Source organism: Winslowiella arboricola (genome assembly GCF_025527015.1).
GTDB lineage: Bacteria > Pseudomonadota > Gammaproteobacteria > Enterobacterales > Enterobacteriaceae > Erwinia > Erwinia arboricola.
Map to the genome: position 1 here is coordinate 1,446,027 of NZ_JAODIM010000043.1, position 24,678 is coordinate 1,470,704.

26 protein-coding genes are annotated in these 24,678 nt (G+C 55.7%); 11 read left to right on the forward strand and 15 right to left on the reverse strand.

All coding sequences use genetic code 11. The annotated features are described in order from the left end of the window. Positions 1 to 3: 3 nt before the first annotated feature. Genes N5923_RS24365 through N5923_RS24390 form a run of 6 tightly spaced genes read right to left on the reverse strand, consistent with a single transcriptional unit; the run spans position 4 to position 6,205 of the window. Complete coding sequence (locus N5923_RS24365; RefSeq protein ID WP_267142307.1) at positions 4 to 1,014, reverse strand: zinc-dependent alcohol dehydrogenase; 1,011 nt, start codon at positions 1,012 to 1,014, stop codon at positions 4 to 6. Next, on the reverse strand, positions 980 to 2,266 hold the full coding sequence (locus N5923_RS24370) for a hypothetical protein (RefSeq protein ID WP_267142306.1): 1,287 nt from the start codon (positions 2,264 to 2,266) through the stop codon (positions 980 to 982). Before N5923_RS24370 ends, N5923_RS24365 begins: the two co-directional genes overlap by 35 nt. Next, positions 2,259 to 3,587 (reverse strand): histidinol dehydrogenase, encoded by a 1,329-nt coding sequence (gene hisD / locus N5923_RS24375; protein WP_267142305.1) that lies wholly within the window; start codon positions 3,585 to 3,587, stop codon positions 2,259 to 2,261. The genes N5923_RS24370 and hisD overlap by 8 nt, the downstream gene beginning before the upstream one ends. Positions 3,588 to 3,601: 14 nt before the next feature. Continuing rightward, positions 3,602 to 4,363, reverse strand: coding sequence for an ABC transporter ATP-binding protein (locus tag N5923_RS24380; protein WP_267142304.1), 762 nt, complete (start codon positions 4,361 to 4,363; stop codon positions 3,602 to 3,604). Continuing rightward, on the reverse strand, positions 4,363 to 5,208 hold the full coding sequence (locus N5923_RS24385; RefSeq protein WP_267142303.1) for an ABC transporter permease: 846 nt from the start codon (positions 5,206 to 5,208) through the stop codon (positions 4,363 to 4,365). Before N5923_RS24385 ends, N5923_RS24380 begins: the two co-directional genes overlap by 1 nt. A gap of 13 nt (positions 5,209 to 5,221) precedes the next feature. Continuing rightward, on the reverse strand, positions 5,222 to 6,205 hold the full coding sequence (locus tag N5923_RS24390; protein WP_267142302.1) for an ABC transporter substrate-binding protein: 984 nt from the start codon (positions 6,203 to 6,205) through the stop codon (positions 5,222 to 5,224). 409 nt (positions 6,206 to 6,614) lie between these two features. Here N5923_RS24390 and N5923_RS24395 point away from each other — a divergent pair, with 409 nt between their 5' ends. Beyond that, a complete protein-coding gene (locus N5923_RS24395) occupies positions 6,615 to 7,772 on the forward strand; it encodes a M20 aminoacylase family protein (RefSeq protein ID WP_267142352.1) in 1,158 nt (385 codons plus the stop codon). A gap of 90 nt (positions 7,773 to 7,862) precedes the next feature. Here N5923_RS24395 and N5923_RS24400 read toward each other — a convergent pair whose 3' ends face one another. The 3 genes from N5923_RS24400 to dinG form a co-directional block, all read right to left on the reverse strand. Continuing rightward, complete coding sequence (locus tag N5923_RS24400; RefSeq protein WP_267142301.1) at positions 7,863 to 9,677, reverse strand: M60 family metallopeptidase; 1,815 nt, start codon at positions 9,675 to 9,677, stop codon at positions 7,863 to 7,865. Positions 9,678 to 9,931: 254 nt separating this feature from the next. Then, positions 9,932 to 10,909 carry a DNA-binding protein YbiB gene (ybiB, locus tag N5923_RS24405; RefSeq protein WP_267142300.1) on the reverse strand — a complete coding sequence of 326 codons (978 nt, stop codon included), beginning with the start codon at positions 10,907 to 10,909 and terminating at the stop codon, positions 9,932 to 9,934. 71 nt (positions 10,910 to 10,980) lie between these two features. Continuing rightward, on the reverse strand, positions 10,981 to 13,134 hold the full coding sequence (gene dinG, locus N5923_RS24410) for an ATP-dependent DNA helicase DinG (protein WP_267142299.1): 2,154 nt from the start codon (positions 13,132 to 13,134) through the stop codon (positions 10,981 to 10,983). A gap of 275 nt (positions 13,135 to 13,409) precedes the next feature. Here dinG and N5923_RS24415 point away from each other — a divergent pair, with 275 nt between their 5' ends. Continuing rightward, on the forward strand, positions 13,410 to 13,739 hold the full coding sequence (locus N5923_RS24415) for a hypothetical protein (RefSeq protein ID WP_267142298.1): 330 nt from the start codon (positions 13,410 to 13,412) through the stop codon (positions 13,737 to 13,739). A 12-nt stretch (positions 13,740 to 13,751) separates the two neighbouring features. On the opposite strand, the gene N5923_RS24420 is transcribed toward N5923_RS24415, so the two are convergent. Genes N5923_RS24420 through N5923_RS24430 form a run of 3 tightly spaced genes read right to left on the reverse strand, consistent with a single transcriptional unit; the run spans position 13,752 to position 15,302 of the window. After that, positions 13,752 to 14,219, reverse strand: a complete 468-nt coding sequence (locus N5923_RS24420; RefSeq protein ID WP_267142297.1) for a GNAT family N-acetyltransferase — start codon at positions 14,217 to 14,219, stop codon at positions 13,752 to 13,754. Continuing rightward, on the reverse strand, positions 14,212 to 14,742 hold the full coding sequence (locus N5923_RS24425) for a GNAT family N-acetyltransferase (protein WP_267142296.1): 531 nt from the start codon (positions 14,740 to 14,742) through the stop codon (positions 14,212 to 14,214). Before N5923_RS24425 ends, N5923_RS24420 begins: the two co-directional genes overlap by 8 nt. Further along, the gene (locus tag N5923_RS24430; protein ID WP_267142295.1) at positions 14,739 to 15,302 is read right to left on the reverse strand and encodes a helix-turn-helix domain-containing protein; all 564 of its coding nucleotides are present in this window, start codon (positions 15,300 to 15,302) and stop codon (positions 14,739 to 14,741) included. Before N5923_RS24430 ends, N5923_RS24425 begins: the two co-directional genes overlap by 4 nt. Positions 15,303 to 15,452: 150 nt before the next feature. On the opposite strand from N5923_RS24430, the gene N5923_RS24435 reads away from it, so the two are divergent. From N5923_RS24435 to N5923_RS24895, 9 genes are all read left to right on the forward strand, one after another. Continuing rightward, positions 15,453 to 16,184, forward strand: coding sequence for a MerR family transcriptional regulator (locus tag N5923_RS24435; protein ID WP_267142294.1), 732 nt, complete (start codon positions 15,453 to 15,455; stop codon positions 16,182 to 16,184). Between the two features lie 18 nt (positions 16,185 to 16,202). Further along, positions 16,203 to 16,640, forward strand: a complete 438-nt coding sequence (locus tag N5923_RS24440) for a nuclear transport factor 2 family protein (RefSeq protein WP_267142293.1) — start codon at positions 16,203 to 16,205, stop codon at positions 16,638 to 16,640. Further along, positions 16,637 to 17,353 (forward strand): SDR family NAD(P)-dependent oxidoreductase, encoded by a 717-nt coding sequence (locus tag N5923_RS24445; protein WP_267142292.1) that lies wholly within the window; start codon positions 16,637 to 16,639, stop codon positions 17,351 to 17,353. Before N5923_RS24440 ends, N5923_RS24445 begins: the two co-directional genes overlap by 4 nt. A gap of 4 nt (positions 17,354 to 17,357) precedes the next feature. Then, on the forward strand, positions 17,358 to 18,623 hold the full coding sequence (locus N5923_RS24450; protein WP_267142291.1) for an NAD(P)/FAD-dependent oxidoreductase: 1,266 nt from the start codon (positions 17,358 to 17,360) through the stop codon (positions 18,621 to 18,623). Beyond that, positions 18,620 to 19,333: a DUF1365 domain-containing protein gene (locus N5923_RS24455; RefSeq protein ID WP_267142290.1), complete on the forward strand. Its 714-nt coding sequence runs from the start codon at positions 18,620 to 18,622 to the stop codon at positions 19,331 to 19,333. The genes N5923_RS24450 and N5923_RS24455 overlap by 4 nt, the downstream gene beginning before the upstream one ends. A gap of 3 nt (positions 19,334 to 19,336) precedes the next feature. Next, positions 19,337 to 20,566 carry an SAM-dependent methyltransferase gene (locus tag N5923_RS24460; protein WP_267142289.1) on the forward strand — a complete coding sequence of 410 codons (1,230 nt, stop codon included), beginning with the start codon at positions 19,337 to 19,339 and terminating at the stop codon, positions 20,564 to 20,566. Next, complete coding sequence (locus N5923_RS24465; protein WP_267142288.1) at positions 20,563 to 21,042, forward strand: DUF2878 domain-containing protein; 480 nt, start codon at positions 20,563 to 20,565, stop codon at positions 21,040 to 21,042. The genes N5923_RS24460 and N5923_RS24465 overlap by 4 nt, the downstream gene beginning before the upstream one ends. 71 nt (positions 21,043 to 21,113) lie before the next feature. Beyond that, positions 21,114 to 21,647 carry a DUF3833 domain-containing protein gene (locus N5923_RS24470; protein ID WP_267142287.1) on the forward strand — a complete coding sequence of 178 codons (534 nt, stop codon included), beginning with the start codon at positions 21,114 to 21,116 and terminating at the stop codon, positions 21,645 to 21,647. 77 nt (positions 21,648 to 21,724) lie between these two features. After that, positions 21,725 to 21,832, forward strand: a complete 108-nt coding sequence (locus N5923_RS24895; RefSeq protein ID WP_017799119.1) for a hypothetical protein — start codon at positions 21,725 to 21,727, stop codon at positions 21,830 to 21,832. Here the strand turns inward: N5923_RS24895 and N5923_RS24480 are convergent. From N5923_RS24480 to N5923_RS24490, 3 genes are read right to left on the reverse strand one after another with little or no spacing between them, the layout of a single operon-like run. Further along, complete coding sequence (locus tag N5923_RS24480; protein WP_267142351.1) at positions 21,813 to 22,544, reverse strand: ABC transporter permease; 732 nt, start codon at positions 22,542 to 22,544, stop codon at positions 21,813 to 21,815. The genes N5923_RS24895 and N5923_RS24480 overlap by 20 nt on opposite strands. Next, a complete protein-coding gene (locus N5923_RS24485) occupies positions 22,544 to 23,479 on the reverse strand; it encodes an ABC transporter ATP-binding protein (protein WP_267142286.1) in 936 nt (311 codons plus the stop codon). The genes N5923_RS24480 and N5923_RS24485 overlap by 1 nt, the downstream gene beginning before the upstream one ends. Next, complete coding sequence (locus N5923_RS24490; RefSeq protein WP_323372717.1) at positions 23,476 to 24,636, reverse strand: ABC transporter permease; 1,161 nt, start codon at positions 24,634 to 24,636, stop codon at positions 23,476 to 23,478. The genes N5923_RS24485 and N5923_RS24490 overlap by 4 nt, the downstream gene beginning before the upstream one ends. Positions 24,637 to 24,678: the final 42 nt, after the last annotated feature.

Here is a 24,678-nt window from a genome sequence, read left to right on the forward strand (position 1 = left end):
CATTCATGGTTGCACCCACGACTTTAACCAGCGGCTGTTGCCGGCAATCAGCTCGCGATAGGTCTGCGGCACCGCATCCAGCGCGATGGGCGGCGCGGTCAGCGTCGCCAGTTTATCCGCCAGTTGCGGCAGCAGCGCCAGCGCCTGACGCTGCTCATCGGCAAATACGCTACAACCCACCAGATCGATTTCACGCTCCACCAGACGATTAAAATCAAAATCCGCGCGATGATGAAACAGCCCGACCAGCGCGATACGACCACCGGCGGTAATCTCGTCTACCAGCTGTTGCAGCACGCCGGTGATACCCGTGGCCTCCACCGCATAGTCAAACTCACCTTGCGGCTGTAGCGGAATAATCTGCGCCAGCAGATGATGACGCGCAGCATTGGGTTCTGACAGCTGCACCTGGCAATGCGCGACATCATGTAACAGCAACGCCACCAGCCCGCCTATCGTGCCGCCTCCGGCCACCCGCACCCGGGCACCCGCCGGAATACGCAACTGATTCACCACCCGCTGCGCCACCCCCAGCGGTTCGCTGAGCACCGCCACCGCAGGCGGCAGATCCGCTGGCACTTTGAGTACCCCCTCTGGAGGTAATACCGTCTGTTCAGCAAAACCGCCATCACAGACTTCACCGACAAAACCCAGCGCGGTACAGAGATTAAAGCTGCGGCGCTGACAGGCCGGACACTCACCACACCAGACGCGCGAATCGGCAACCACCCGATCGCCAGGCTGGAAACCGCGCACATCGGCACCCACTTCCAGCACTTCGCCACAAATCTCATGCCCCGGCGTCACCGGCAGCTGAGCTATCCACTTGCCGGTACGATAGTTATGCAGATCCGAGCCGCAAATGCCCGCCGCCAGCACTTTCAGCCGTAGCTGATTCGCGGCCATCTGCGGAAGATCAAGCGTCTTAACCCGCAAATCGCCGACGCCATATAAACGCACCGCTTTCATCGCCTGCTCCTCACACCAGCTGTTGCAGCCAGCGGTTAAATTCATCGTCACCTTCACTGCCGAGCATCACCGCGATAGCCAGCCCTAATACTGAACTGGTCGCCGTGTGACCGCTGCCGCCAGCGGCGCGCAGATCGAGCACCAGCGTCGGACAACAAAACAGCGCCAGCCGCATAATCCGCTGCCAGTTGCCCGGCAACAGTCCGCGCGCTTTCAGCTCATTCAGCAGCGGCCGCCAGTAGAGATCGCCTTTACTGCGCAGAAACGCCGCGCGTAGCGAGGTCAGCTGCCAGTTGTGGCTGACCTTTAAGGTATCGCCGACGCGCGCCACCGCGACCTGATACAAATCGTCAGCCAGCGCCGGTTCGTATAACCAGCAGGGATGGGCAAAGATATTATGGAAAGTGGCTTTAATCTCCGCCAGCAGCGCCGGAATATGGCTGCCAGCAAAGGCCGGATCAAAACTTACCAGCTGCGCCGCGTTGTCGTGGGTTTCATACCAGACATTGGCGTTATGCGCATCGCCATGCGCCACTACCACCCCATGCTGCGCCAGTGCAGCGGGCGCCAGCGTGGTTGCTGCTTCAAGGAACAGCTGACGCAGCGTGTGGCGGTAACGTACACCGTTAATTTCCCACTGCAGATTGCTCAGGGTCTGCCAGCTCATCTGCTGGTCGGCGAGCTGAAAGCTTTTATCAACATAAAACTGCTTTACCCGCCCGCCCAGCCCGGGCTGTTCGCCTGGGGTGATCAACCGGTGATAAAACAGCTGATGAATCGGCTCGGCGGCCACTTCAGTGGCACACCCGGCCTGCAAGGTCGGCAGGGTTTGCTGCAGGATTTCCGCATCGGCGCGGCGCTGCGCATCGATCACCTGCTGTTCCGCCACCTCTGACTGTTGCAGTTCGATATCACGACAGATATCCGCCAGCCGGCGATCGTCGCGCAGGCGATACAGCAGAATCTGCCGCCCCGGCTCACCGCAGGCATACAGCGGCACATCGACGCGAAAGCCATGTTCACGCAGCAGCTCCGCGCGGTAATACTCTTCGATGGTGTGATCTTCACCCTCTTCATGGTGATATTTAAAAAACAGTGTGCGGTCGTCAGCCAGCGTCACCCGGCCATTTAGCGAGTTAAGGCTGTATTGATCGCGGTTAATCTGCAAATTCAGCGCCCGGGTGCCGGTCACTTCGCTGATTAACTGGCACAGTTTCTCACTGGCCTGCTGCCACTCTCCGGCGCGCGCCAGAGTGCGCGCCTCAGCGGCGAGCGGCTGACGTAAATATTCAGCCATGCTTATCCCCTTCCAGCAGGGTATTACGCAGCCCGGAAACCGCCAGCGCATGGCCCGGGAAACCTTCGTATTCAGCAAAGCGTTTGGCTTTATCGGCTAATGGCTGGTAGCCCGCCGCAGTGACATAACCGACTGAAATACGTTTCATATAGTCGAATACCGACAGCGGTCCGGCGGTTTTTGCCGCGCCATTGGTGGGCAGCACCGCGTTCGGGCCAAGGACAAAGTTGCCCAGCGTAATCGGAGTATATTTTCCCAGCAATATCTCACCGGCATTGCGGATTTGCGTCATGACCGCCATCGGTTCCGCAGTCAGAATCTCCAGATGCTCCGGTGCATACTGATTAACAAACTCCACCGCAGTGGCGAAATCTTTGGTCAGCACCACCCCGCCGTGATCGCCACACAGTACTTGCTGCGAGAACCCGGCGCGCTGCGCGGTTTGCTGCGCCCAGTAGCCCGGCAGCGCGGCAATCGCCTGTTCCGCCACGCGACGGCTGGAGGTCACCAGATATGCTGAGGAGTCAGGACCATGCTCAGATTCGATCAGCAAATCAAGCGCCGCCAGCGCACCGTCAATACTGTCATCGGCCAGTATCAGACTTTCACTCGGGCCAGCCGGTACCCCCGGATCCAGCAGATGGGTGAGCTGACGTTTCGCGGCCACCACCCACGGACTGCCTGGCCCGACAATTTTCAGGCATTTCGGTACCGTTTCAGTGCCATAAGCCACCGCCGCCACGCCCTGCGCACCGCCGCATTTATAGATCTCGGTAATCCCCACCAGCCGCGCCGCCACCAGCGTCGCATCATCCACTTTGCCATCCGGCCCTGGCGGTGTAATCACAATCGCGCGCGGCACCCCGGCCACCACCGCGGGCACCGCCGTCATAATCAGTACGCTGGGGAATGAACCTTTACCGCGCGGCACATAGCAGGCCACCGCATCAATCGGCACATGACGATCGCCGGCAAACGCCCCTGGCTGCATCTCTTTCAGCCACATCTCTTCCGGCTTCTGCGCTTCATGGAAAGCGCGCACGTTCTCGACTGAGAAGCGAATTGACGCAATCACTTCCGGGTCCATACGCGCAAAGGCTTCGTCAAATTCGCGCTCTTCCGCGCGCAGGGAAAAATGTTCCGGCTGCACGCCATCAAACTCACGGCCAAAACGGATCAACGCCGCGTCACCTTGCGCTTTAACGGCGGCAATAATCGGCGTCACGCGCTCGCTGAAAAAAGAGAGATCCGATTCAGTACGTTTAAACAGCTGGGTCGGCAGGTGATCGGCAGCCGAGAGATCGTGAAAAGTTACAGACATCATCTATTCCTTCATTAGTTAGCGAGCGCAGGCTGGCGAATGCGATCCAGCACGCGATGTTGCAGGTCAATAAATTCAGGCTCACGGTTCATGGTTTCCAGACGCGGACGTGGCAGATTGACGTCAAAGGTTGAGTCAATCACCCCTGGCCCCATCACCACAATGCGATCCGACAGCCATACCGCCTCTTCGATATCATGGGTGACAAACATCACCGTCAGACGATGCTTCTCCCAGATTTCAATCAGCAACTGTTGCATCTGATGGCGCGTCATGGCGTCAAGCGCGCCAAATGGCTCATCCATCAGCAGGATTTTTGGCCGGTAGGAGAGCGCGCGCGCAATGGCGACACGCTGCTTCATGCCGCCGGAAAGCTCGCCCGGCCAGCGGTCGCCGGAACTGCCGAGCTTCACCAGCTCCAGATGCTGCTGCGCAATATCGCGACACTGATTCGCCGGGATCCCCGCCGCTTTCAGCGCAAATTCAATATTCTGCCGTGCGGTGAGCCACGGCAGCAGCGTGTAGGACTGGAATACCACGCCACGGTCGATGCCGGGGCCGGTAATCGAGCGGCCATCTACCAGCACATCGCCGCTGTCGAACTCTTCCAGCCCGGCGGCAATCGATAACAGCGTACTTTTGCCGCAGCCGGATGAACCGACCACCGAGACAAATTCGTTATCATGCAGGGTTAAATCGATACCGTGCAGCACCTGACGCCGCGTTTTCCCCAGAGAGAAGCTCTTATCCAGATTTTTTAAGGTTAATGTCGCCATCAGGAACGTCTCCGGTTGTAGCGGAACAGCACACGCTCGGCGGCGCGCATCAGCTGGTCGGTGATTAATCCCAGCAGCCCCAGCAGCAGGATGTAGCCAATAATGGTGTCAGTCTGGAAATAGCGTTGCGAAACCACAATGCGATAGCCAAGGCCGGAGGTCGAGGCCACCAGTTCAGCCAGCACCAGCCAGGTCCACGCCCAGCCAAGGCTGATCCGCAAGGCATCCCAGATCGCCGGAAACGCCGCCGGTAACACAATACGGAACAGGATTTTGCGATCCGGCATGCCCAGCGTGCGGCCCAGCCCGATAAAATCGATCGGCACGCGTTTTACCGCATCAATCATCATCAGCACCTGCTGGAAAAAGGTGCCAATCCAGATCACCAGAAACTTCTGGAAGTCGTCGGTGCCGGTCCATAAGATGGTCAGCGGCACAAAAGCCACCACCGGCATATAACGGATAAAATCCACCAGCGGTTCAACAATTGCCTTAAACAGCCCGTAGCAACCGGCCAGCACGCCAATCACAATCGCCATTAGCGACGAAATGGCAAAAGCGATAACAATCCGGTACAAGCTGCTCTGTACATCGCTCCACAGCGTGCCGTTTACCGCTAACGCCAGCATGCGCTGCCAGACACGATCGAGCCCCGGCAGAAACAGCGGCGGAATCGCACCGCTACGTGTCGCCAGCCACCAGCTGCCAATCAGCACCACAAAGACAATAATGGCGATCGTCAGAAACTGACTCTGCGTGGGCGCTTTGCCGATAGTCATCAGGCTCCAGCGACGACGACGCGGTTTGGATGGAGGGCCTGCGCCCTCCAGCTTTAACGAACTCATATCACCTCCGAACTTAATCGGCATTAACAAAACGGGCGTCAATCACCTGCGCCGGGGTCACCGGTTGCTGGATAATGCCGGCTTCCGTAGCGGCTTTCAGAATGTGCGGGAAGGTTTTGCTCGAGTAGTCATGGCCCAGCAGCTGTTTGTTTTCTGCCAGCGTGTAGTACTTCACACCATCAAAGGCGGTTTTCAGTTCATCCGGCGTGGCGCCGACCGCTTTGGCAATCACTGCGCGATCGGCAACCGTGTTAGCCTGATAGTGTGCCAGCGCGGCATCCCAGGTTTTAATCAGGGCGGCAATCTGGCCGGGTTTATTTTTTATCGCGTCATCGCGCACCACCAGCACGTCACTGATCAGGCCCGGATCGGAGTGGCCGCTGTAGAGCATTTTCAGGCTGGCATCGCCCTGCATCGCCACCGACAGATAGGGTTCATAGGTGACGGCCGCCGGCACACGTTTGGCAATCAGCGCACTGCCGGCGGAAGCCGCAGGCATCGGCACCGGTTTGATGTCGCTGAAAGACATGCCCGCGGACGCCAGCGCGCTGCGCAGCAGAATATCGCTGGTAGTCCCCTCTTCGTAGGCGACCTGCTTACCTTTCAGATCTTTTAACGAGCCGATCTCTTTTGACACCAGCATCGCATCGGCGGTGTTACTTTGATCGAGCAGCAGCACCACTTTCACCGGCAGTCCGGCGGAGATCATGCCCATCGCGGTGTGCGAAGCGATATTTGCCGCATCAATTTGCCCGCTGGCCAGCGCCGCGTTAATATCTTTATCTTCGGCGAAGTTAATCACTTCGACCTTTTCAAATCCCTGTTTTTTAAACAGGTCATGCTCAACGGCAACATGCCACTGGCCGTAGCCAAGCCAGGGTTCAACCCCCATTTTCAGGGTTCCTGCTTCCACAGCAGCCATTGACGAGGTGGAAGCCAGCAGACCAAAACAGCAGGCAGCGGCGAGAGTGTTTTTCAACGCACGGAGAGAAAGCATGTTGGTTTCCTTCTGGTGAATTTAACGGCAAGCTGTTATAGCTCTGTCCGCTCATGTATATACAAGTTCATGCAAGAGCAATGCCAATCAGCAAAGCCCAATCTGCTGGCTTCTCCATTTTCTCACGCCCCTTTATGGCGCAAATCACCACCCGCAGTGCACCATAATTGCGCAGAAAAAGAGCAGCAATGGGTTATGTTTACGACACCGCGCTGCAACTGCAAAATAACATCGATAATTATTCAGTCTGGCTCACAAAGTTTCGTTGCCTGGCCGCCATTGCCAGGATAAAAAGGATTTTCTGCTGCGACAGATGGACGACGCGCCTCTGTTGCAACTAAAGTGGAAGTCAAATCAGCTCGCGGTAATGCTGGGGATCTACGGCAATAACATGGAGAAAAGCGCATTTATGACCATTCCTGTTTCGTTAATTGAAGAAGCGATTAACTGGCGACGCCAGCTACATGCGCAGCCCGAACTGGGCTATCAGGAACATCAGACATCGCGAATGGTCGCTGAACAGCTGCGCGCCTTTGGTTTGCAGGTGCATACAGGACTGGCGGGCACCGGCGTGGTCGGCACGCTGGAAAATGGCCCGGGCCCGGTGATTGGCCTGCGCGCGGATATGGATGCACTGCCCATTACCGAACTGGGTAATCCGGCACATAAATCGAACAATCCCGGTGTGATGCACGCCTGCGGGCACGATGGCCATACCGCGATCCTGCTGGCTACCGCTAAGCTGCTAAGCCAGACGCGTCGATTTAGCGGCACTTTGCACTTTGTCTTCCAGCCAGCCGAAGAGAATCTTGGCGGCGCGCGCAAAATGGTCGAAGACGGACTGTTTACCCTGTTTCCGATGGACGCCATTTACGGTCTGCATAACTGGCCGGGATTGCCGCTCGGAACTGTAGCGGTCAATAGTGGCGTAATGATGGCGTCACTGGATTCGTTTGAAATCACCTTAACCGGCAAAAGCTGCCATGCTGCGATGCCCGAGAGCGGTGCCGATCCGATTGTGACCGCCGCTGAACTGATTATGGCGCTGCAAACCATTCCGGCCCGTCGCCTGTCGCCGCTTGCTTCTGCGGTGGTCAGCATTACCCAGATTAACGGCGGCGAAGCTATCAATGTGATCCCTGAACAGGTGAAGCTGCGCGGAACGGTGCGTTGTTTGCAGAGCGAAGTGCGCACTAAAGTTCGCGGGTTGATTGACGATTTTGTCACGACTTTACCGGCTCCGTTTGATGTCGAAGGGGCGATTAACTGGTATCCCGGCTATCCGGTAACCAAAAATCATCCGCAACCGGCACTGAACGTACGCGATGCTGCGATTAGCGCGCTGGGTGAAGATGCGCTGCGCTGGGAAGTCAGCCCATCAATGGCATCTGAAGATTTTGGCTGCATGCTGGAAGCCTGTCCGGGCGCCTATTTCTGGATCGGCGCCGACGGCGACACCCCTTCACGCCCGTTGCATAATGCCTGGTATGATTTTAACGATGCGATAATTGAGCAGGGAATTGGCATCTGGCTGCGGCTGGTGGAGCGCCTGCTGACGCCAAAATAGGGCGGCCATAAAATAACAAGCGAACCACCAGAATGGGGTTCGCTTGTGGGTTAACAGTGACGGCTGGCAGCTTGCCAGCTACAAGTCAGACTACTGATACAGCGTCCACGCCTCTTTCCAGTTAAGACCCATCCCCGGTTCATAATGCAACATTTGTGCTGCAGTTTTCACCGTACACCAACCGGTATAAGGCCAGGGTTTGCACTGATAAAGCTTACCATTGCGTGATTTCACAATATCACCGGCATGATAAACCGTGTTGTCACTGAAAGCCGGATAACCGGGTTGAGGCTGCGGTTCCGGCTGTGGCTCAGGTTGTGGCTCAGGTTGTGGCTCAGGTTGCGGTTCCGGCTGTGGCTCAGGTTGCGGTTCCGGCTGTGGCTCAGGCTGCGGTTCCGGCTGCGGTTCCGGTTCGCTAATCAGCTCATCAGGAGCCGGCAGACGCAGGTTGACGATTTCAGCGGCAGCTGCGGCGCTATAACCCAGCCCCCATTTATCGAAGAAGCTACGTAAATCATGGCCAGAGAAACGGCTGGCATTAATGACAAACCAGTCTTTGGTTTTCTGCGCAGTGTTAAACTGTGCCGCATTATCACCGTAGTGATAAGCCGCGCGCCATGCTTTGCCCAGTTGCGGATAAAGATTGTCATAGCTGGATAACAGCTGACAGAACATCACCATCCGGGCAAATTCAGTGCCGCTGCCGCCCTGATCAAACTGATAAGGCTCACCAGACTTCAGAAAGTTTACGACAGCATCAGGATCGCGTGGGACAACGCCATCTTTGTCACTTTTATTCTGAAAACAGGCTTTAGCATTCACTTTACCGGTTAACAAATGCTGAATCGCCACCGAGTAGATATTGACACTCACCTCAGTAAGACCTGACCAGGTCACGCCGCCAAACTGGTACTGATGACCATATTCATGCCATTCGCCCCAAGCGGTCGGTCTGAGTTTGTTACTGAAGCCAATCCGCACCAACCCCTGACCGCCAGCTGCAGAACAGCATCCTTCATAAGAGGCATTAATCAGTCCCTGCGTCGGCAGGTTTAACGCACTTTGCGTGCTGTCAAAGCCATTAACCTTATCACTCTCGATGGTCATCAGCAGGTGTTCGCGCATTAAACTAATGATGTCGTCGTGCGCAGAGGCTTTCGCTTTCGCAGCTGGCGCATAGAGGCGTGAACGCCCGCTAAACAGCAGTACTTGTCCCAGAGGGTTAGGCGTCTGACTGATCTGTGTTTCCCACTCCTGCTGCGACGAACGGCCAAAAATAAAAATCGGATGCGTTTTACCGCCGGATCCGACAGTAATTGGCACCATGGTTTCGTAATGCTGTATATCACGGGTTTTATCAAAACAGGCCAGCATCAATGTACCTTGTTGTTTGGCCTGATATTCAACGTTACTGTTTTTAACCAGTTTGATTACATCAAAAATATGGTTTTCATCATTAAATTTTACGCCCGTTGAAACGCTACAGTCGATTTGATTATCGTTGTAATTGCCAGCGCTGACTTTAATTTTATCACCCGCCTGCACAAATATCGGTGTAATAAAATGCCCGGTTCTGCCGTGTGCGTGGGTACGTGCACGGCCATTGGCATGCACCTCAGTGACAGGAATCTTAAATTCACGGCCGTTATCCGCAGGATAGATCTCCAGAGTCCGCTTGATCCAGTACAGCGGATCGTTTCTGTCCCGCGAGCGCGCCAGCGCAGTTTGCGGGTCTGACGTTAATTGCTGTGGCGTCAGATCAAATTGCTTCAGCGCTTGCTGAAAACCCGTGTTTTGTACTTCGCCACTCCACCAGTAATTCTCCTGCGGACCAGCATCCGCAGCGGCTGCAACCAGCGGAGTCATAACAACACCGGTTAACAGTAAATAAACCGACTTCTTCATTTTAACCTCATTAATACTTAACTTTCCCTGGGAAAATAAAATCTCAGTCAGTGATGCAGAATCAGCATGACTGAAACTCCTCAGAGCAGAGTAAAATGAAATAAGCGGTTACTCGATAAGAAATAGCGGGAATATAATTTCCAAAAAGCACGATTTTATTCAGAAATATCCAGGCAGGAAACGGTTAATTCTTTTTTTAACGGATAGCGTTAATTAATGCGGGCGGCACTGCCGCCCGTAATGTTTATCTGGCGTTAATAACCTGCAGCATCCAGTTCAGCCAGGCCGCTGGCGATATCAACCGCTTGTCCACTGGCAACAAAGCAGCAGGCTAGCTGTAATCGTAACGAGTGCGGCACCGGCAGATCTTTATTGACCACGCGCTGGATCCAGCCAGCGGTCTCTGCGGCTTCTTTTGATAGCGGCAGCGCCTCACGCGCGATCGTCACTTCCTCCTGGCGCGCCAGCAATAGCTGTGGTTCCGCCTGCTGCCCACCAATCAGGGTGATGGCCGGACAACGTTGCAGACTGGCATACACTTCCCCTTCGGTGCCATTCATCAGCAAACCGGTGCCGCCAATAGCAGTAAAAAATTTCGCCACTCGCGCAATATATTCCGGATGGGAAACACTGGAGAGACGCAGCGCAGCGGCTTCCGCAAACGGCGTCGCCAGCTTCGCCAGCGTATGCGCGCTGTTACGCACCCCCATACGCCAGCGCAGGGAGAGTTGCGTTGCCAGCGGTGGACAGAGCGTGGCCACCGACATAAATACCAGCTCACCGGCATTCAGCTGTTGCTGGGCGGCGAGCGCATCCGTCACCGGCGCAATGCCAAGCGCACTAAATATCGCTTCACTGGTGACGCGCGTAGGATCGTCACTAACCGCATGCACCACCACCGGAAAACCGAGCTTTGACAGCAGCAGCGCCAGCAATGGCGTAAGATTAGCCTGCTTACGTGCGCCGTTATAGCTGGGAATAACAACCGGCAGCGGTTTACCGGCAGGTGGCGTCAGCTGCATCACCTGCTCTTGCATTGCCTGGTAAAAGCCCAGCATCTCCTCTTCGCCTTCCCCCTTGATACGTAAGGCGATTAACAGGCCGCCCAGCTCCAGTTCCGGCACGTCACCCGCCAGCATGCGGCGATAGAGTGCACGCGCTGTCTCAATATCGATATCACGCGCATGGTTTTTGCCACGCCCCACTTCTTTGATAATTTTGCTGTATTCCATCGCTCTGTTTTTCCTGATCGGATAGTGCGGAAACTGGCGTCATACACGACATTGACACTATTGACGGCAGATTAACGCCGCCGCCTGGTTTTTTTGGCACTTTTTTCTTTCACCGCCGGCGGTGGCTCCCCTGCCGGCATCATGGGCTGCTCAATCGGGAATACCGGCAGCGCGGCCAGCAGACGCGGACCATAACGTTTGCTGATTAAGCGTCGATCGTAAATCACAATTTCACCAAAACATTCGTGACTACGAATCAGACGGCCTACCTGTTGAATCAGATTAAACGACGCGCTGGGTAAACTCTGCACCTCAAACGGATAACGTTTCAGGCTTTTAAGCCACTCCCCTTCGGTCAAAATTACCGGACTGTCTATCGGGGGAAAAGCAATTTTATGAATATGCACCTGCGTCAGCAGTTCACCTTTAAGATCCAGCCCCTCAGCGAACGATTGCAACCCCACCAGAATACTGGTTTCACCCTGCTCCACCCGTTGACGGTGCAGCGCCACCAGGCGGCTACGCGGTTTATCACCCTGCACCAGCATCATCAGCCGTAAATCGGTGACATGCGTCAAAAACAACTGCATGGCACGGCCGCTGGCAAATAAAACCAGAATGCCTTTATGCTGCGCATCGATAATCTGCTGGCGGAAAAAATGCGCCATTTCCGCAATATGTTGCGGCTCACTGGCCATCACCGGCTCATGACGCATCTGCGGGATAACCAGCTTCCCCTGCTCAATATGGTTAAACGGCGAATCCAGCGCAACAAAACGGTCACCGGGCTTTTCACTGAGGCCAGACATCTCCTGCAGACGATTAAAGCTGCTCAGCGAACGCAGCGTGGCGGAAGTCACCACCACATGCGGCACTTTGCGCCACAGCAATTTTTCCAGCTGCTCGCTGACGCGGATACCGGCGCAGTGAAACAGCAGGTGCGCATTGCCTTCACGGTTTTCACGCGTCACCCACTTCGAGACTGGCGCACCCGAGGCTTGTTCCATCGCCGCCAGACGCCATAGCTTGCTGATCGACTCGAACCACGCAAAAGCGCGATTCATCTGTAACAGCGTGCGGTGCAGGCGTACGACATCGTACTGACCGGTTTTGTCGCTCAGATCGTTAAGCAACGCCTCCGACAGACCGCGCAGTGCGTCGCTCAGTTTAAACAGGCGCGCGCAGAGGGTCAGAATCTCTTCCGGCAGTTGCCCCATCTCAAAGCGGTACTCACCGACGATCTCATCTTTTGGCAGCCACAGCGCCAGCATCGCCGACAGGATCTGCAACTGTTCGCGCATCTCTTCGCAATGCCCCTTCAACCGCTCAATATTGGCCAGCGGCGGCGGCGTTTTTGGCCGGAACTGCGCCATACACAGCTCCACCAGGCGTACAAACAGATCAAGTTGCACGCTGGTCCAGCCGGGGGTAATTTCCGCGCTCATCTCCAGCGCATCGCGCGCCACTTCAGGTAAATGATGGCCTTCATCCAGCACCAGCAACAGATTCTTCGCTGGCGGTAATACCGACTCATTTTCCAGTGCGGCCATTACCAGCGCATGGTTAGCCACCACCACATCAGCATGTTCTATTTCGCGGCGCGCCACAAAAAACGGGCATTCGCGATACCAGTGACAGTTATGTCCCAGGCAGTTGGCTTTATCGGTGCTCAGGCGCTGCCACAGGGAGTCTTCAATCGCTTCGTCGCTGTGATCGCGCAGACCATCCCACTGATAACGGTCGAGGGACTTTTGCAGGATCGTACACTGGGCGCGCTCATCTTTACTGGCGGTAAGTTCATCATCAAGAAACAGCAACAGATCGCCCTGCTGATCCTGGTCAGCCGCCAGCGCCGACAGATTACGCGGACACACATAGCGCCCGCGACCAAAGGCAGCGGTAAATTTCAGGTCGGGGATGATCTTTTTCAGCAGCGGTAAATCTTTACTGAAGATCTGATCCTGCAGCGCCACATTGGCGGTGCTGACCACCAGCGGTTTCTCCTGCGCACGGCCAACTGCAATGCCGGGGATCAGATAGGAGAGCGTTTTCCCGACACCGGTCGGCGCTTCAATCGCCAGATGTCGTCCCTCGTCGCCCGCCAGCGTTTTCGCCACTTCGGCGATCATCTGACGCTGCGGTGTTCGCGGGATAAAATCGGGAACCTGTTGTTGCAGGGCCTTGTACCACTGGCCGATTTGCGCTTTAAGCGCGGAGGTAAGCATTTATTTTAGGTTCTGTTTTATTTCAGTTAGTTGTCGAAAAATCAGCTTATATTATGCACAACATATCATCATAAAACACAACAGTGCTCTACAGAGAATTGCAGCTATTCAGCCCGGGTTTGCCGCGAAGTTTAACATATGCGTGACGCATTCCAAATTCCGTCTGTAGTGATTTTCATCCCTGCGAACTCATGCTTGAATCAGCTGCCAGAGCAACATACTGCGGCAAAAATTGACAAAAAAATCAGGACAACCAAAAGGAGATTGGATAAAATATGCACAGTGAAAAACAGACCAAAATCGCCTGGGGAAACTGCCGCTTCTCCGGCGTTAATCACAAAGGAGGTGATAATATGCAACCGAGACTGGAAAAACTCGAATATGATGTGGGTAAACTTCAAACTGATGTCGAAGTATTGAAAACCGATGTCGCAGACCTGAAAATAGATGTTGCGGTGATCAAATCAAACTATGCTACCAAAGCCGATATTAGCGCCATCAGAAGTGAAATCAGTGAGGCGAAGAGCCAAATCATTATGTGGGTGATGGGCGCAGTGTTTCTGGCGCAGTTTATTCCTGCCATCATCAAAGTCTTCACCAGCTAAACTATTTAGCATTTATACCAATACTTTACAGAAACAAACTGCCTGCAAATTACCGTTATAGCGGCCATAATTGTCAATCAGCTGATAGCCATGACGCAGATAAAATCTGACCGCCGCTTGATTGACCCGCCGCGTTTCCAGCCAGATTTCCCGATATCCCAACTGACACGCCTCCTGTTCCAGAAAAGCGAGCAGTGCGCGACCAATTCCCTGAGCGGGTTCTGCCGCATACATACGCTTTAATTCTGCAATGCCGGTGCTGAGTGGCCGCAATGCGCCACAGCCAACGGCAGTTCCGGCGTAATTACGTGCCACAACAAAACAGGCACCAGCATGCTGTAAATCCTGTGGATCAAACGAGCTAAGGCCACTGTCGCCGGTAATGCATTGCAAAGTGGCTGACAGCTGCGCCATCAACCACGCGGCATCATCAGAAGTTACCGGCTCACGCGTAATAATCAGGCCGCCATGATCACTCACTGTCTTGTCCTGCCAGCTTATACATCAGAGTGGTGGCATCAAATTCACCTGCCGTTGAACGTGCATAATGGGGAATGCTGCCAGCCGCCTGCCAGCCAAGCGAGCGGTAGAGCTGTTCAGCCACATCTCCACTGCGCGTGTCCAGCACCAGCAGTGTGCGCTGCGCCCGTACAGCGATCTGCTCGGCCTGTAACATCAACTGGCGCGCAATCCCCTGCCGCCGCGCCCGTGGATGCACCAGCAATTTGCTGATCTCCGCCCGGTGTGCCCCGTTCGGCATCATGCCCAGCACCACAATAATGGTGCCCACAATCCTGCCCTGTTCACGCGCCACCAGCAGTCGCTTATCACCACTGGCGAGACTGTAAACCACATCCTGCCAGAAGCGGGCAATCGATAAATGATCCGCGGCATCGATAAAACCGACGCTCGCCCCTTGCGCCACGCAGGCGGTTAACACTTCGCAAAGCGCAGGATGTTCCTGTTGCGCCTGTGCGGCATTCAGCATTTCGTAATCAATCATGGTCGGCATACCACCAGAGCGTAGTGCGCCGTAGTTTCCGGCGCGTGAAAAGAGGAACGGCCAAAAAGATGAAAACGCAGACAATCTCCAGCGACCAGCCGCCACTGCTGCTCATTCATACTGATTTCCAGCACGCCATCGAGTATCCAGATATGTTGTTCGAGGCCTGGCAGCGGCGGCGTATCATATTCAATTCGCGACCCGGCGCGCAGTCGTGCTTCAACCAGTTCAGCGCGAAAGGCGCTGGCAGGCGGGGACAGACTGCGCCGCTCAAAACCGTTCTCTTTATCACGCCATACCAGCTGCTGATCCGCCCGCAGGTGCTGGGCGATATTCTCTTCCACATCACTCAGCAAACGCGACATTGTCAGGCCATAGGCTGCACACAGCTTATTGAGCAGTGACGCCGTCGGACTGGTTTCTGCACGCTCAATACGTGACAGCGAGGCGCGGCTGATACCAGTAATCTCCGCCAGTTGTTCCAGCGACCAGCCTTTTTCAAGCCGCAATTCAGCCAGCCTTAATGCCAGCCGTTGCTCAGTGCCATCCTGCTGCGTCATGATTTATTCTCAAATAAGGGATTTAATCTCACATATGAGAATTAACCTTAATATTGCGCCAGGTCAACCTGTACAATGTAAAAATAATTGTACAAGTTAACGCCGTCGGGCTAACGTTGAGGTGGAGATGGTCGCATAAAGAGGAAAAACATGGCCGTTTATAGCATCGGCGAAGTCGCTGAACGTTGTGGTATCAACCCGGTAACGCTACGTGCATGGCAGCGTCGTTATGGTTTATTAAAACCACAGCGGTCGGAGGGAGGTCATCGTCAGTTTGATGATGAGGATATCCGCCGTATTGAAGAAATCAAACGCTGGGTAGAAAGCGGCGTGCCGGTGGGCAAAGTGAAAGCGCTGCTGGAGGGTGAAAATGTCCATGCCCATGATGGCTGGATGATCTTGCAGGATGAGTTAATGCTGGTGCTGCGTAGCGTACGCCCATCCAAATTGCGCGTGAAAATTGCCACTATGGGTCGCGAAAACCCATCAGATGCGCTAATAGATAATGTGATTATACCGGTTCGTCAGCGTCTGGGTTTAGATCAGGCTACGGCGAAAGCCATGAGTAGTCTGCTGGATGGCGCGCTCATCGACTATGCTGCCTTTTGCCTGACAGGATCACGTAAAAAGGCCGGCAAAGATGCACTACTGATTGGCTGGGGAACCGAGGATCGCACCCGGCTCTGGCTGGAAGGATGGCGCTTATCACAGCACGGCTGGCGTGTTGATGTATTAGCAGAACCACTGGATACCCTGCGCCCGGAACTGTTTCCTGGTCAGCATCTGTTCCTGTGGACCGGTAAAAAACTCACGCGCGGTCAGCAGGAACAGATCGCGCACTGGCAGGAGCAAGGGTTCTCCATTAATCCCCTTAGCGGTTAAAGCAGTTTAGGGATAATTATGCAGCATGCACAACAGGTTACACTGAATAGCCTGGTGGCGTTTTACCAGAATATGCAGGCAGGACAACTTAGCCAACTGGCTGAGATTTACCATCAGGATATGCTGCTGGTCGATCCCGTGGGCCAGCATCACGGGCTCGAAGCCCTGGAACGCTATTTTGCTTCACTACTGAAAAACTTGCGCTATTGCCGTTTTGAAGTGACGCACCAGCACTATTTTGACCAGTGTGCATTGCTGTTATGGCGGATGGAATATGCGCATCCGGCGCTGCAAAAAGGCGCGCCGCTGTCGCTGGAAGGCAGCAGTTATCTGACGTTTCGCAACGAGCGCATTCACTTTCAGCGCGATTATTATGACCTCGGCGAAATGCTGTATGAAAAAGTGCCGCTGCTGGGACGCGTGATAGGCGCCCTGAAAAGGAGGCTGAAATCATGAAAAGCGTGCTGATTACCGGCGCAAGTTCAGGAATCGGCTTTCAGCTGGCGTGCGATTATGCCGCCGACGGCTGGGCGGTTATCGCCTGCGGTCGTGACCGCGAAAAACTGCAACAGCTGCACAGCCATGCGGCTGACATCACTCTCTGCGTATTCGATATCACCGATTTGGCTGACACGCGTGCGGCGCTGGCCGGTAAAAACGCCGGGCTGGTGATCCTGTGTGCCGGCACTTGTGAGTATCTCAATAATGGAGTGGTCGATGCCGAAATGGTCCATCGGGTGATGAGCACCAATTTCAGTGGCCCGGTTAATTGCCTTGATGCCCTGCTGCCTCAGCTGCTGCCGCAGAGCCGGGTGGCGCTGGTCGGCTCTACCGCCAGTCTGGTGCCACTGCCGCGCGCGGAAGCCTATGGTGCGTCCAAAGCAGCGCTCGCTTACTTTGCCCGCAGTCTGGCACAGGATTTAACCCGGCAGCAGATCCATATTTCGCTGGTATTACCGGGGTTTGTCGATACGCCGCTCACCGCTCGCAACGATTTTAGTATGCCAATGAAAATCAGCGTGGAACAGGCTTCAGCTTTTATTCGTCGTGGTCTGGCGCGGGGCAAGCGGGAAGTGGTTTTCCCACCGCTGTTCGCCCTGCTGCTGCGTCTGATTTCGCGCTTACCCCAGTCGTGGCAGCGACTTTTAACCCAGCAGATAGCGAGGTAGTTTTGTGAAGATTGCCATTATCGGCAGCGGCATTGCCGGGCTTAGTTGCGCCTGGAAACTGGCTGAACGCGCCGATGTGCAGCTGTTTGAGGCTTCAGCCACGCCGGGCGGTCATACCGCTACCATCGACGTCGAGCTGGAAGGTAAAAGCTGGGCGATCGACACCGGTTTTATTGTATTTAATGACCGCACCTACCCAAGGTTTCTCTCACTGCTGGCGGAACTGGGCATGGAAAGCCAGAAAACCGAGATGAGCTTTTCCGTCAGTAATCGTCGCAGTGGGCTCGAATATAACGGCCACTCATTGAACAGTCTGTTCGCCCAGCGCAGCAACCTGTTCAGACCGAAATTCCTGCGTTTTATCGGCGAGATTATGCGTTTTAATAAGCGCGCAAAGCTGTGGCTCCAGCAGCAAAATAATGATGAAACGTTGAATGACTTTCTCAACAGCCAGGGATTCAGCAACTTTTTTGCCCAGCACTATATTCTGCCGATGGGGGCAGCGATCTGGTCAACATCGCTGGCTGAAATGCGCAATATGCCTTTGTCGCTGTTTCTGCATTTTTTTAACCATCACGGTTTACTGGATGTGGTTAACCGGCCGCAGTGGTATGTGATCCCGGGTGGCTCGCGCCAGTATGTTCGCCGCCTGCTGGCGCTGCTGGAGAATAAGCTGCAACTGCATCTGAACACGCCAGTGCTCGCCGTAGAGCGTGATGCAGAGGGTGTCACAGTATCCACTGCTAACGGCAACCAGCGGTTTGATCAGGTGATTTTTGCCAGCCACTGCGACCAGACGCTACAGATGCTGCCGGACGCCACAGCGGAAGAGCAGATCATGCTGTCCGGGGTGCCTTACAGCGCCAATGAGGTGGTGGTGCATACCGACACCTCCATGCTTCCCAACAACCGCCGCTCATGGGCCAGCTGGAATTATCATCTCGATGATACGCAAAACGGTGATGAGCTGTTAGGCGCCAGCGTGACTTACAACATGAACCGCTTGCAGGGCATTAATTCCCCGCACACATTCTGCGTTTCGCTCAATCCGACGCGGCCGATTGATGCCAGCAAAGTGCTGGGTAAATATTACTATCACCATCCGCAATTTAGTGCGCAAAGCCTGATTACGCAGCAGCAGCGCCTGCTGCTGAACGGCCAGCGGCGCAGCTGGTTTTGCGGCGCCTGGAGTTATAACGGCTTTCATGAAGATGGCATCCGCAGTGCGCTGGACGTAGTCGCTGGCATGGAACAGGCGGCGCTGTTATGAACAGTACCCTCTACAGTGGCCATGTGCGCCACCGGCGTTTTACGCCCATCGAACATCAGTTCAGCTATCGCATCTTTATGCCGCTGATCGACCTTGATGAGCTGCCGCTGTTGTCACAAGTGGGGATCCGCCTCGGACGTTTCTCCCCCGCCTCGTTTTATCCTGAGGATTATCTCGGCGGCGGTGATATTAAAACCCGCGCCCAGCAGCGCATCGCCGAGCTGACCGGAGACCATCTGACTGGTCGCGTAATGCTGCTGTGTCAGCTGCGCTATCTTGGCTGCTCGTTTAATCCGGTCAATTTTTACTACCTCTATGATCAGCACGACCAGCTGCGCTGGATGCTGGCGGAGGTGCGTAATACGCCGTGGAATGAGCGCCATACCTATGCGGTCAATCCCGACGGCAGTGAGACCACTGACAAAGCCTTTCATGTCTCGCCGTTTAACCCCATGGAGATGGTTTATCACTGGCGGCTGTCACCGCCAGCAAAATCGCTCTCCGTGCATATTGAAAATCACCGCAGCGGGCGGGAGTTCGACGCGACGCTGCATCTGCGCCAGCAGCCATTGACGCGACGCACTCTGCGCCACCATTTGTGGCGGTTTCCCTTGATAACGCTGCGTACCGCGCTGGCCATTTACTGGCAGGCTTTCAGGTTATGGCGCAAAGGCGCAACGCTGCATCCCCATCCGAAGTCGGAGAAATAGACCATGTGCATCTCTGAAGTTAGCTTTACGCACGGCAATAAACCCGGCAAGCGACTCTCCGCCTCACGTCGCGTGATTTTTGCGCTGTTAAACCACATTCGCGGCGCCGGGTTACGCATTTCAGATCCGCATCTGGGAGAGCAGTTTTTTGGCGATCCCCAGGCCGAGCTACAGGCGGAAGTGCAGGTTAAGCATACCCGGGCATATCGCCGCGTATTGCTTGGCGGCAGCATTGCGGCAGCGGAAAGCTATATGGACGATGACTGGGATACACCGGATCTGACCGCGGTGATTCAGACACTGGCGCTGAATATGGCGGTAATGGATAAACTGGAAACGCGCTTAAGCTGGCTCACTGTCCCGGTTAACAAACTGATTCACGCCTTACGACGTAACAGCGTGCGTCAGGCGAAACGCAATATCGCCGCTCATTACGATCTCGGCAACGACTTCTATCGCGCGTTTCTCGATCAATCGATGCAGTACTCCAGCGCCTGGTTTCACGACCACAGCACCACGCTGGAACAGGCGCAGGACGCGAAATTACGCCGCCTTTGCGTCAAGCTGGCGCTGCGCCCTGGCGATCACTTACTGGAGATTGGCACCGGCTGGGGCGCGCTGGCGGAATTTGCTGCCCGTGAATACGGTTGCCGGGTGACCACGACCACCATCTCGCGCGAGCAGTATCAGTTTGCCCGCCAGCGTATTGAGCAGGCCGGACTGAGCGATCGGGTCACGGTGCTGTGTGAAGATTACCGCAATCTGCAGGGCCAGTATGACAAGCTGGTATCGGTAGAGATGATTGAAGCCGTAGGTCGCCGCTATATTCCGCTGTTTGTCCAGCGTTGTCAGGAGCTGGTGAAGCCGGGTGGCCGCATGGTATTGCAGGCGATAACCATCAGCGAAGCACGCTACGGCAGTTACGCCAAAGGGGTTGATTTTATTCAACGCTACATCTTTCCCGGTGGTTTTTTACCCTCCGTCACCCTGCTGCAACAGACGATGAGCGAGGTCAGCGACTACGTGGTGCAGGATGTGTTTGAGATGGGCAACGACTACGCCAGAACGCTGCGTGAATGGCGCCTGCGTTTTGACCACGCCTGGCCGCAGCTGGAAAGCAACCAGTTTGATGAGCGTTTTCGCCGCATGTGGCTGTTTTATCTCTGCTACTGCGAAGCGGGCTTTATGGCACGCACCATTGGCACTGTGCAGCTGACTGCCGCACGCGCATGAAAAACTGGCGCTTCTGGCTGCTGACCCTCGGCTTCGACGCTTACTGGGCGCTGGCCGTCGGCCTGCGGGAGCGTGGCGAACTGATCGCCGCGGCGATTGCTGTGCTGGCGCTGCTGCTGTCGCCCAATGGCAGCCGCTGGCCGCTGTTAACGCTGGCGATCCTCGGCATTGCCCTCGACAGCCTGTGGCTGGCGCTTGATCTGTTTCACTTTAGCGGCAGTCACTGGCTGCCGCTGTGGATGCTGTCGTTATGGCTGGCCTTTGCCTGCTGGTGGCGAACGCTGATGGCGACGCTGAAATTGCCTGTCAGCGGGCTGATCGCGCTGGGCGCTATCGGCGGGCCGTTAAGTTATCTGATTGGTGCCCAGCTCGGCGCGATGCAGTTGCAACGCAGCGCCGCGCTGGTTTACCCGTTGCTGGCCTGTGGCTGGGCGATCTATCTGCCGCTAACAGGCTGGATATTGCGGAACCGATAGCATAAAAAGCGGGCTGTCAGCGCAACACAAGTACCCTGAAATCCGTCAGGGTCTGACTGAAGGAGTCTGATATGTGGAAAGCACTCTGTCTGGGACTATGCCTGGTGATCAGCGGCTGCGGCAGCAGTATTGATGAATATCAGTCCGCCACACCGAAGATCGATATCTTCCGCTATTTTGACGGTCAGTCGCGCGCCTGGGGGATGATGCAGGATTTCAGTGGCAAACAGATTCGACGTTTTGAAGTCACCATTCGCGGTGAGGTGCTGGGCGACACCCTGACCCTGCATGAGCAGTTTGCCTGGGATGATGGCGAGAAGCAGACGCGCGTCTGGCAGATTCGCCGTCTGCAGGATGGCAGTTATGTCGGCACGGCAAACGATATTATTGGTCGCGCCATCGGCCATACGGCGGGCAACGCCTTTAACTGGCGCTATCAGATGGAGGTGAAAACCGACTCCTCCAGCTACCGTCTGAACTTTGATGACTGGATCTGGCAGCAGGATGAACGCCATTTACTCAACGTCACCTCGCTGAAAAAATTTGGCATCGAAGTGGCGCGCGTGACGATTTTTTTCAATAAAGAAGCGGATGACGTGAAATAAAAACCCTTTAATCGTCTATGCTGAGAGGGCGGATCGCGCTATGATCCGCCCTCTTTTTTTTGTTAAAAGGCACGGTAATGAACCTGCAAAAAGTTGCGATTATCTCTGGCTTCCTGGTTTTGGCTATCGGCGGCGTTGGCGGCCTGATGCTGGTGGGCTACGCCATTATTCTGCATGCTTCTTAAGTCGCTGCAGTAGCCGTTCAAACACTCTGTCAGTGAGAATGGCCAGCAGGGCCACCAGCAACGCGCCCTGAATTATATAGGCGGTATTAAAGCCGCTGAGACCGATAATCACCGGTGAGCCAAGGGTTTTGGCGCCAACCGTTGAGGCAATGGCCGCAGTGCCGATATTAATGATCACCGAGGTGCGCACGCCAGCGAGGATCACCGGCGCCGCCAGCGGCAGCTCCACTTTGCATAAGATCTGCCATGCGCTCATACCTGTCCCTTCGGCAATCTCCCGCACACTGGCTGGCACCGCACTGATCCCGGCCAGCGTGCCCTGCAAAATCGGCAACAGTCCATATAACAGCAGCGCAATAATCGCCGGTCGATCGCCAAATCCCATCACCGGCACTGCAATCGCCAGCACCGCCACCGGCGGAAAGGTTTGTCCGGCCGCCACCAGCGTCTCGACCAGCGAACGAAACTCGCGTCCGGCGCCGCGCGTCACCAGAATCGCGGCGCCCACGCCCAGCAGCGTCGCCAGCAGGCTGGAGATCGCCACCAGTTCAATATGCGCCAGCGCCAGCCGGGCAAAGCTGTCCTGCTGATACAGCGGCCGCTCCAGCTGCGGAAACCAGTAAGCAAACAGTTCACCACTGTGTGGCAGCGCCAGCAGCAGCGCAATAAATAACAGCAACAGCCACAGCAGCGGATCGCGCAACCAGCGCATCATATCTCCTCCCGCTGACGCAGCAGATCGATAAAATGCAGCACGCCCAGTGGCTTTTGCTGCTGATCCACGACCGGTAACTTATCGGTCTGACGGGCAATAAACAGCGAAAGCGCCTCTCGCAGGCTGATATCGGCTGCCACCGGTTCCGCCTCCAGCCACTCACCGCGTCTGGCGGCGGCGCCAGCATTGCCCAGCGACAGCAGGCGTACGCCCAGCTCGCTACGACCAAAGAAATCGCGTACAAAAGCAGTGGCCGGACGGGTTAACAACTCAACCGGCGTGCCCTGCTGGATCACGCGTCCACCATCCATCAGCACAATTTTATCCGCCAGCGCCAGCGCTTCATCAATATCGTGCGTTACCAGCACGATGGTGCGTCCCGACAGCTGATGAATGCGGATAATCTCCTGCTGTAGCGCAGCCCGGGTGACGGGATCGAGCGCACCAAACGGCTCGTCCATCAGCAGCACTTCCGGGTCGGCCGCCAGCGCACGCGCCACCCCCACCCGCTGCTGCTGACCACCCGAAAGCTGATGCGGATAACGCTGGCGGAATTCGTTATCCAGATTCAGCAAGGCCAGCAATTCGCTCACCCGCTCACGGATACGTGCTTTTGGCCAGTTAAGCAGCGACGGCACGGTGGCGATATTTTTCTCCACTGTCCAGTGCGGAAACAGGCCAATCGACTGAATGGCGTACCCCATGCGACGTCGCAGATCCTGCGGATTAAAACTGCGGATCTCCTCACCGGCAAAACGAATAGTGCCTTCATCGTGCTCAATCAGCCGGTTAATCATTTTCAGGGTGGTGGACTTGCCCGAGCCGGAGGTGCCAATCAGCACGGTAAACTCGCCCTCAGCAATATTCAGGGTTAAGTCACTGACCGCCGCACTGCCATTAAAATATTTACTCACCTGGTTAAAATGGATCATCGGCGTTCGGCCTCCAGCAGCGAAATCACAAATTTAAACAACGCATCGACCACTACCGCCATAGCAATCACCGGGATCACTCCAAGCAGCACCAGTTCCAGCGCACTACTCAGTAAGCCCTGAAAGATAATCGCGCCAAAACCGCCGGCGCCGATTAGCGCGGCAATCACCGCTATACCGACAGTTTGCACCGCCACCACCCGCAGGCCGCTCAGCATCACCGGCAAGGCCAGCGGCGCTTCCGCATGCCAGAACACCTGCATACGCGTCATACCCATGCCTCTGGCGGTCTCAATCACTCCGGCAGGCACCTGCTGCAAGCCGGCAACCACACTGCGTACCAGCGGCAACAACGCATACAGCACTAAGGCAATCAGCGCTGGCGCCATACCGATGCCGCTGATACCGATGTCCGCCAGCAACGGAAAGCTTTTGGCGAGTCCCGCCAGCGGCGCAATCAGCAGGCCAAACAGCGCTACCGATGGCACGGTCTGAATAATATTCAGCAGCGCAAACACCGATGACTGCCAACGCGGCTGGCGGTAACAGAGCAGCCCAAGTGGCAGTCCCAGCAACAATGTCGGCAGCAGCGTACTGAGCAGCAATAGCAGATGACGCGACAGCGCCTGATCAAATACCTCCCGGCGATTAACATACTCTTTTAACAGCGCCAGCTGATCGAGCTGACCGAGCAGCAGCAGAGCAATTACCGGCAGCCACATCTGGGCATTCAGCAACAGCCGCCAGAAGGCGCTGCGGGTGGCGCGCGCCAGCGCGTCGGCGGCGATTAACAGACAGAGCGCCGCCGCCAGCCACAGACCGCTGCCAAATGAGGTGCGTGCCAGCGGACTGCCCTGCTGCGCCAGCGTTGTCGCCTGGTGGCCACTAAACGCCACCAACAGGGTAAGCAGAATTTCACTGAGGATCACCACCAGCGCCAGATTGCCGCGCGTCACCGGACGCCAGGCCAGCAGTAATAACAGCAGCAACGGCAGCAGCAGCAGACTATTCACGCCGTCCAGCAGCGACCATAGCGTTAGCGGCTGACCAGAAACCAGGCGATTAGCAGCATAAGTCAGGAAAGGTAGCGTGCTGATGGCAATCAGCATCAGCAGCGTCAGAACCAGCAACACGCGGTTATACAGTGTGATTCGCAAAATGACTCCGTTCAGCCAGCGGTTCGGCGCCCGTCTGGTTCA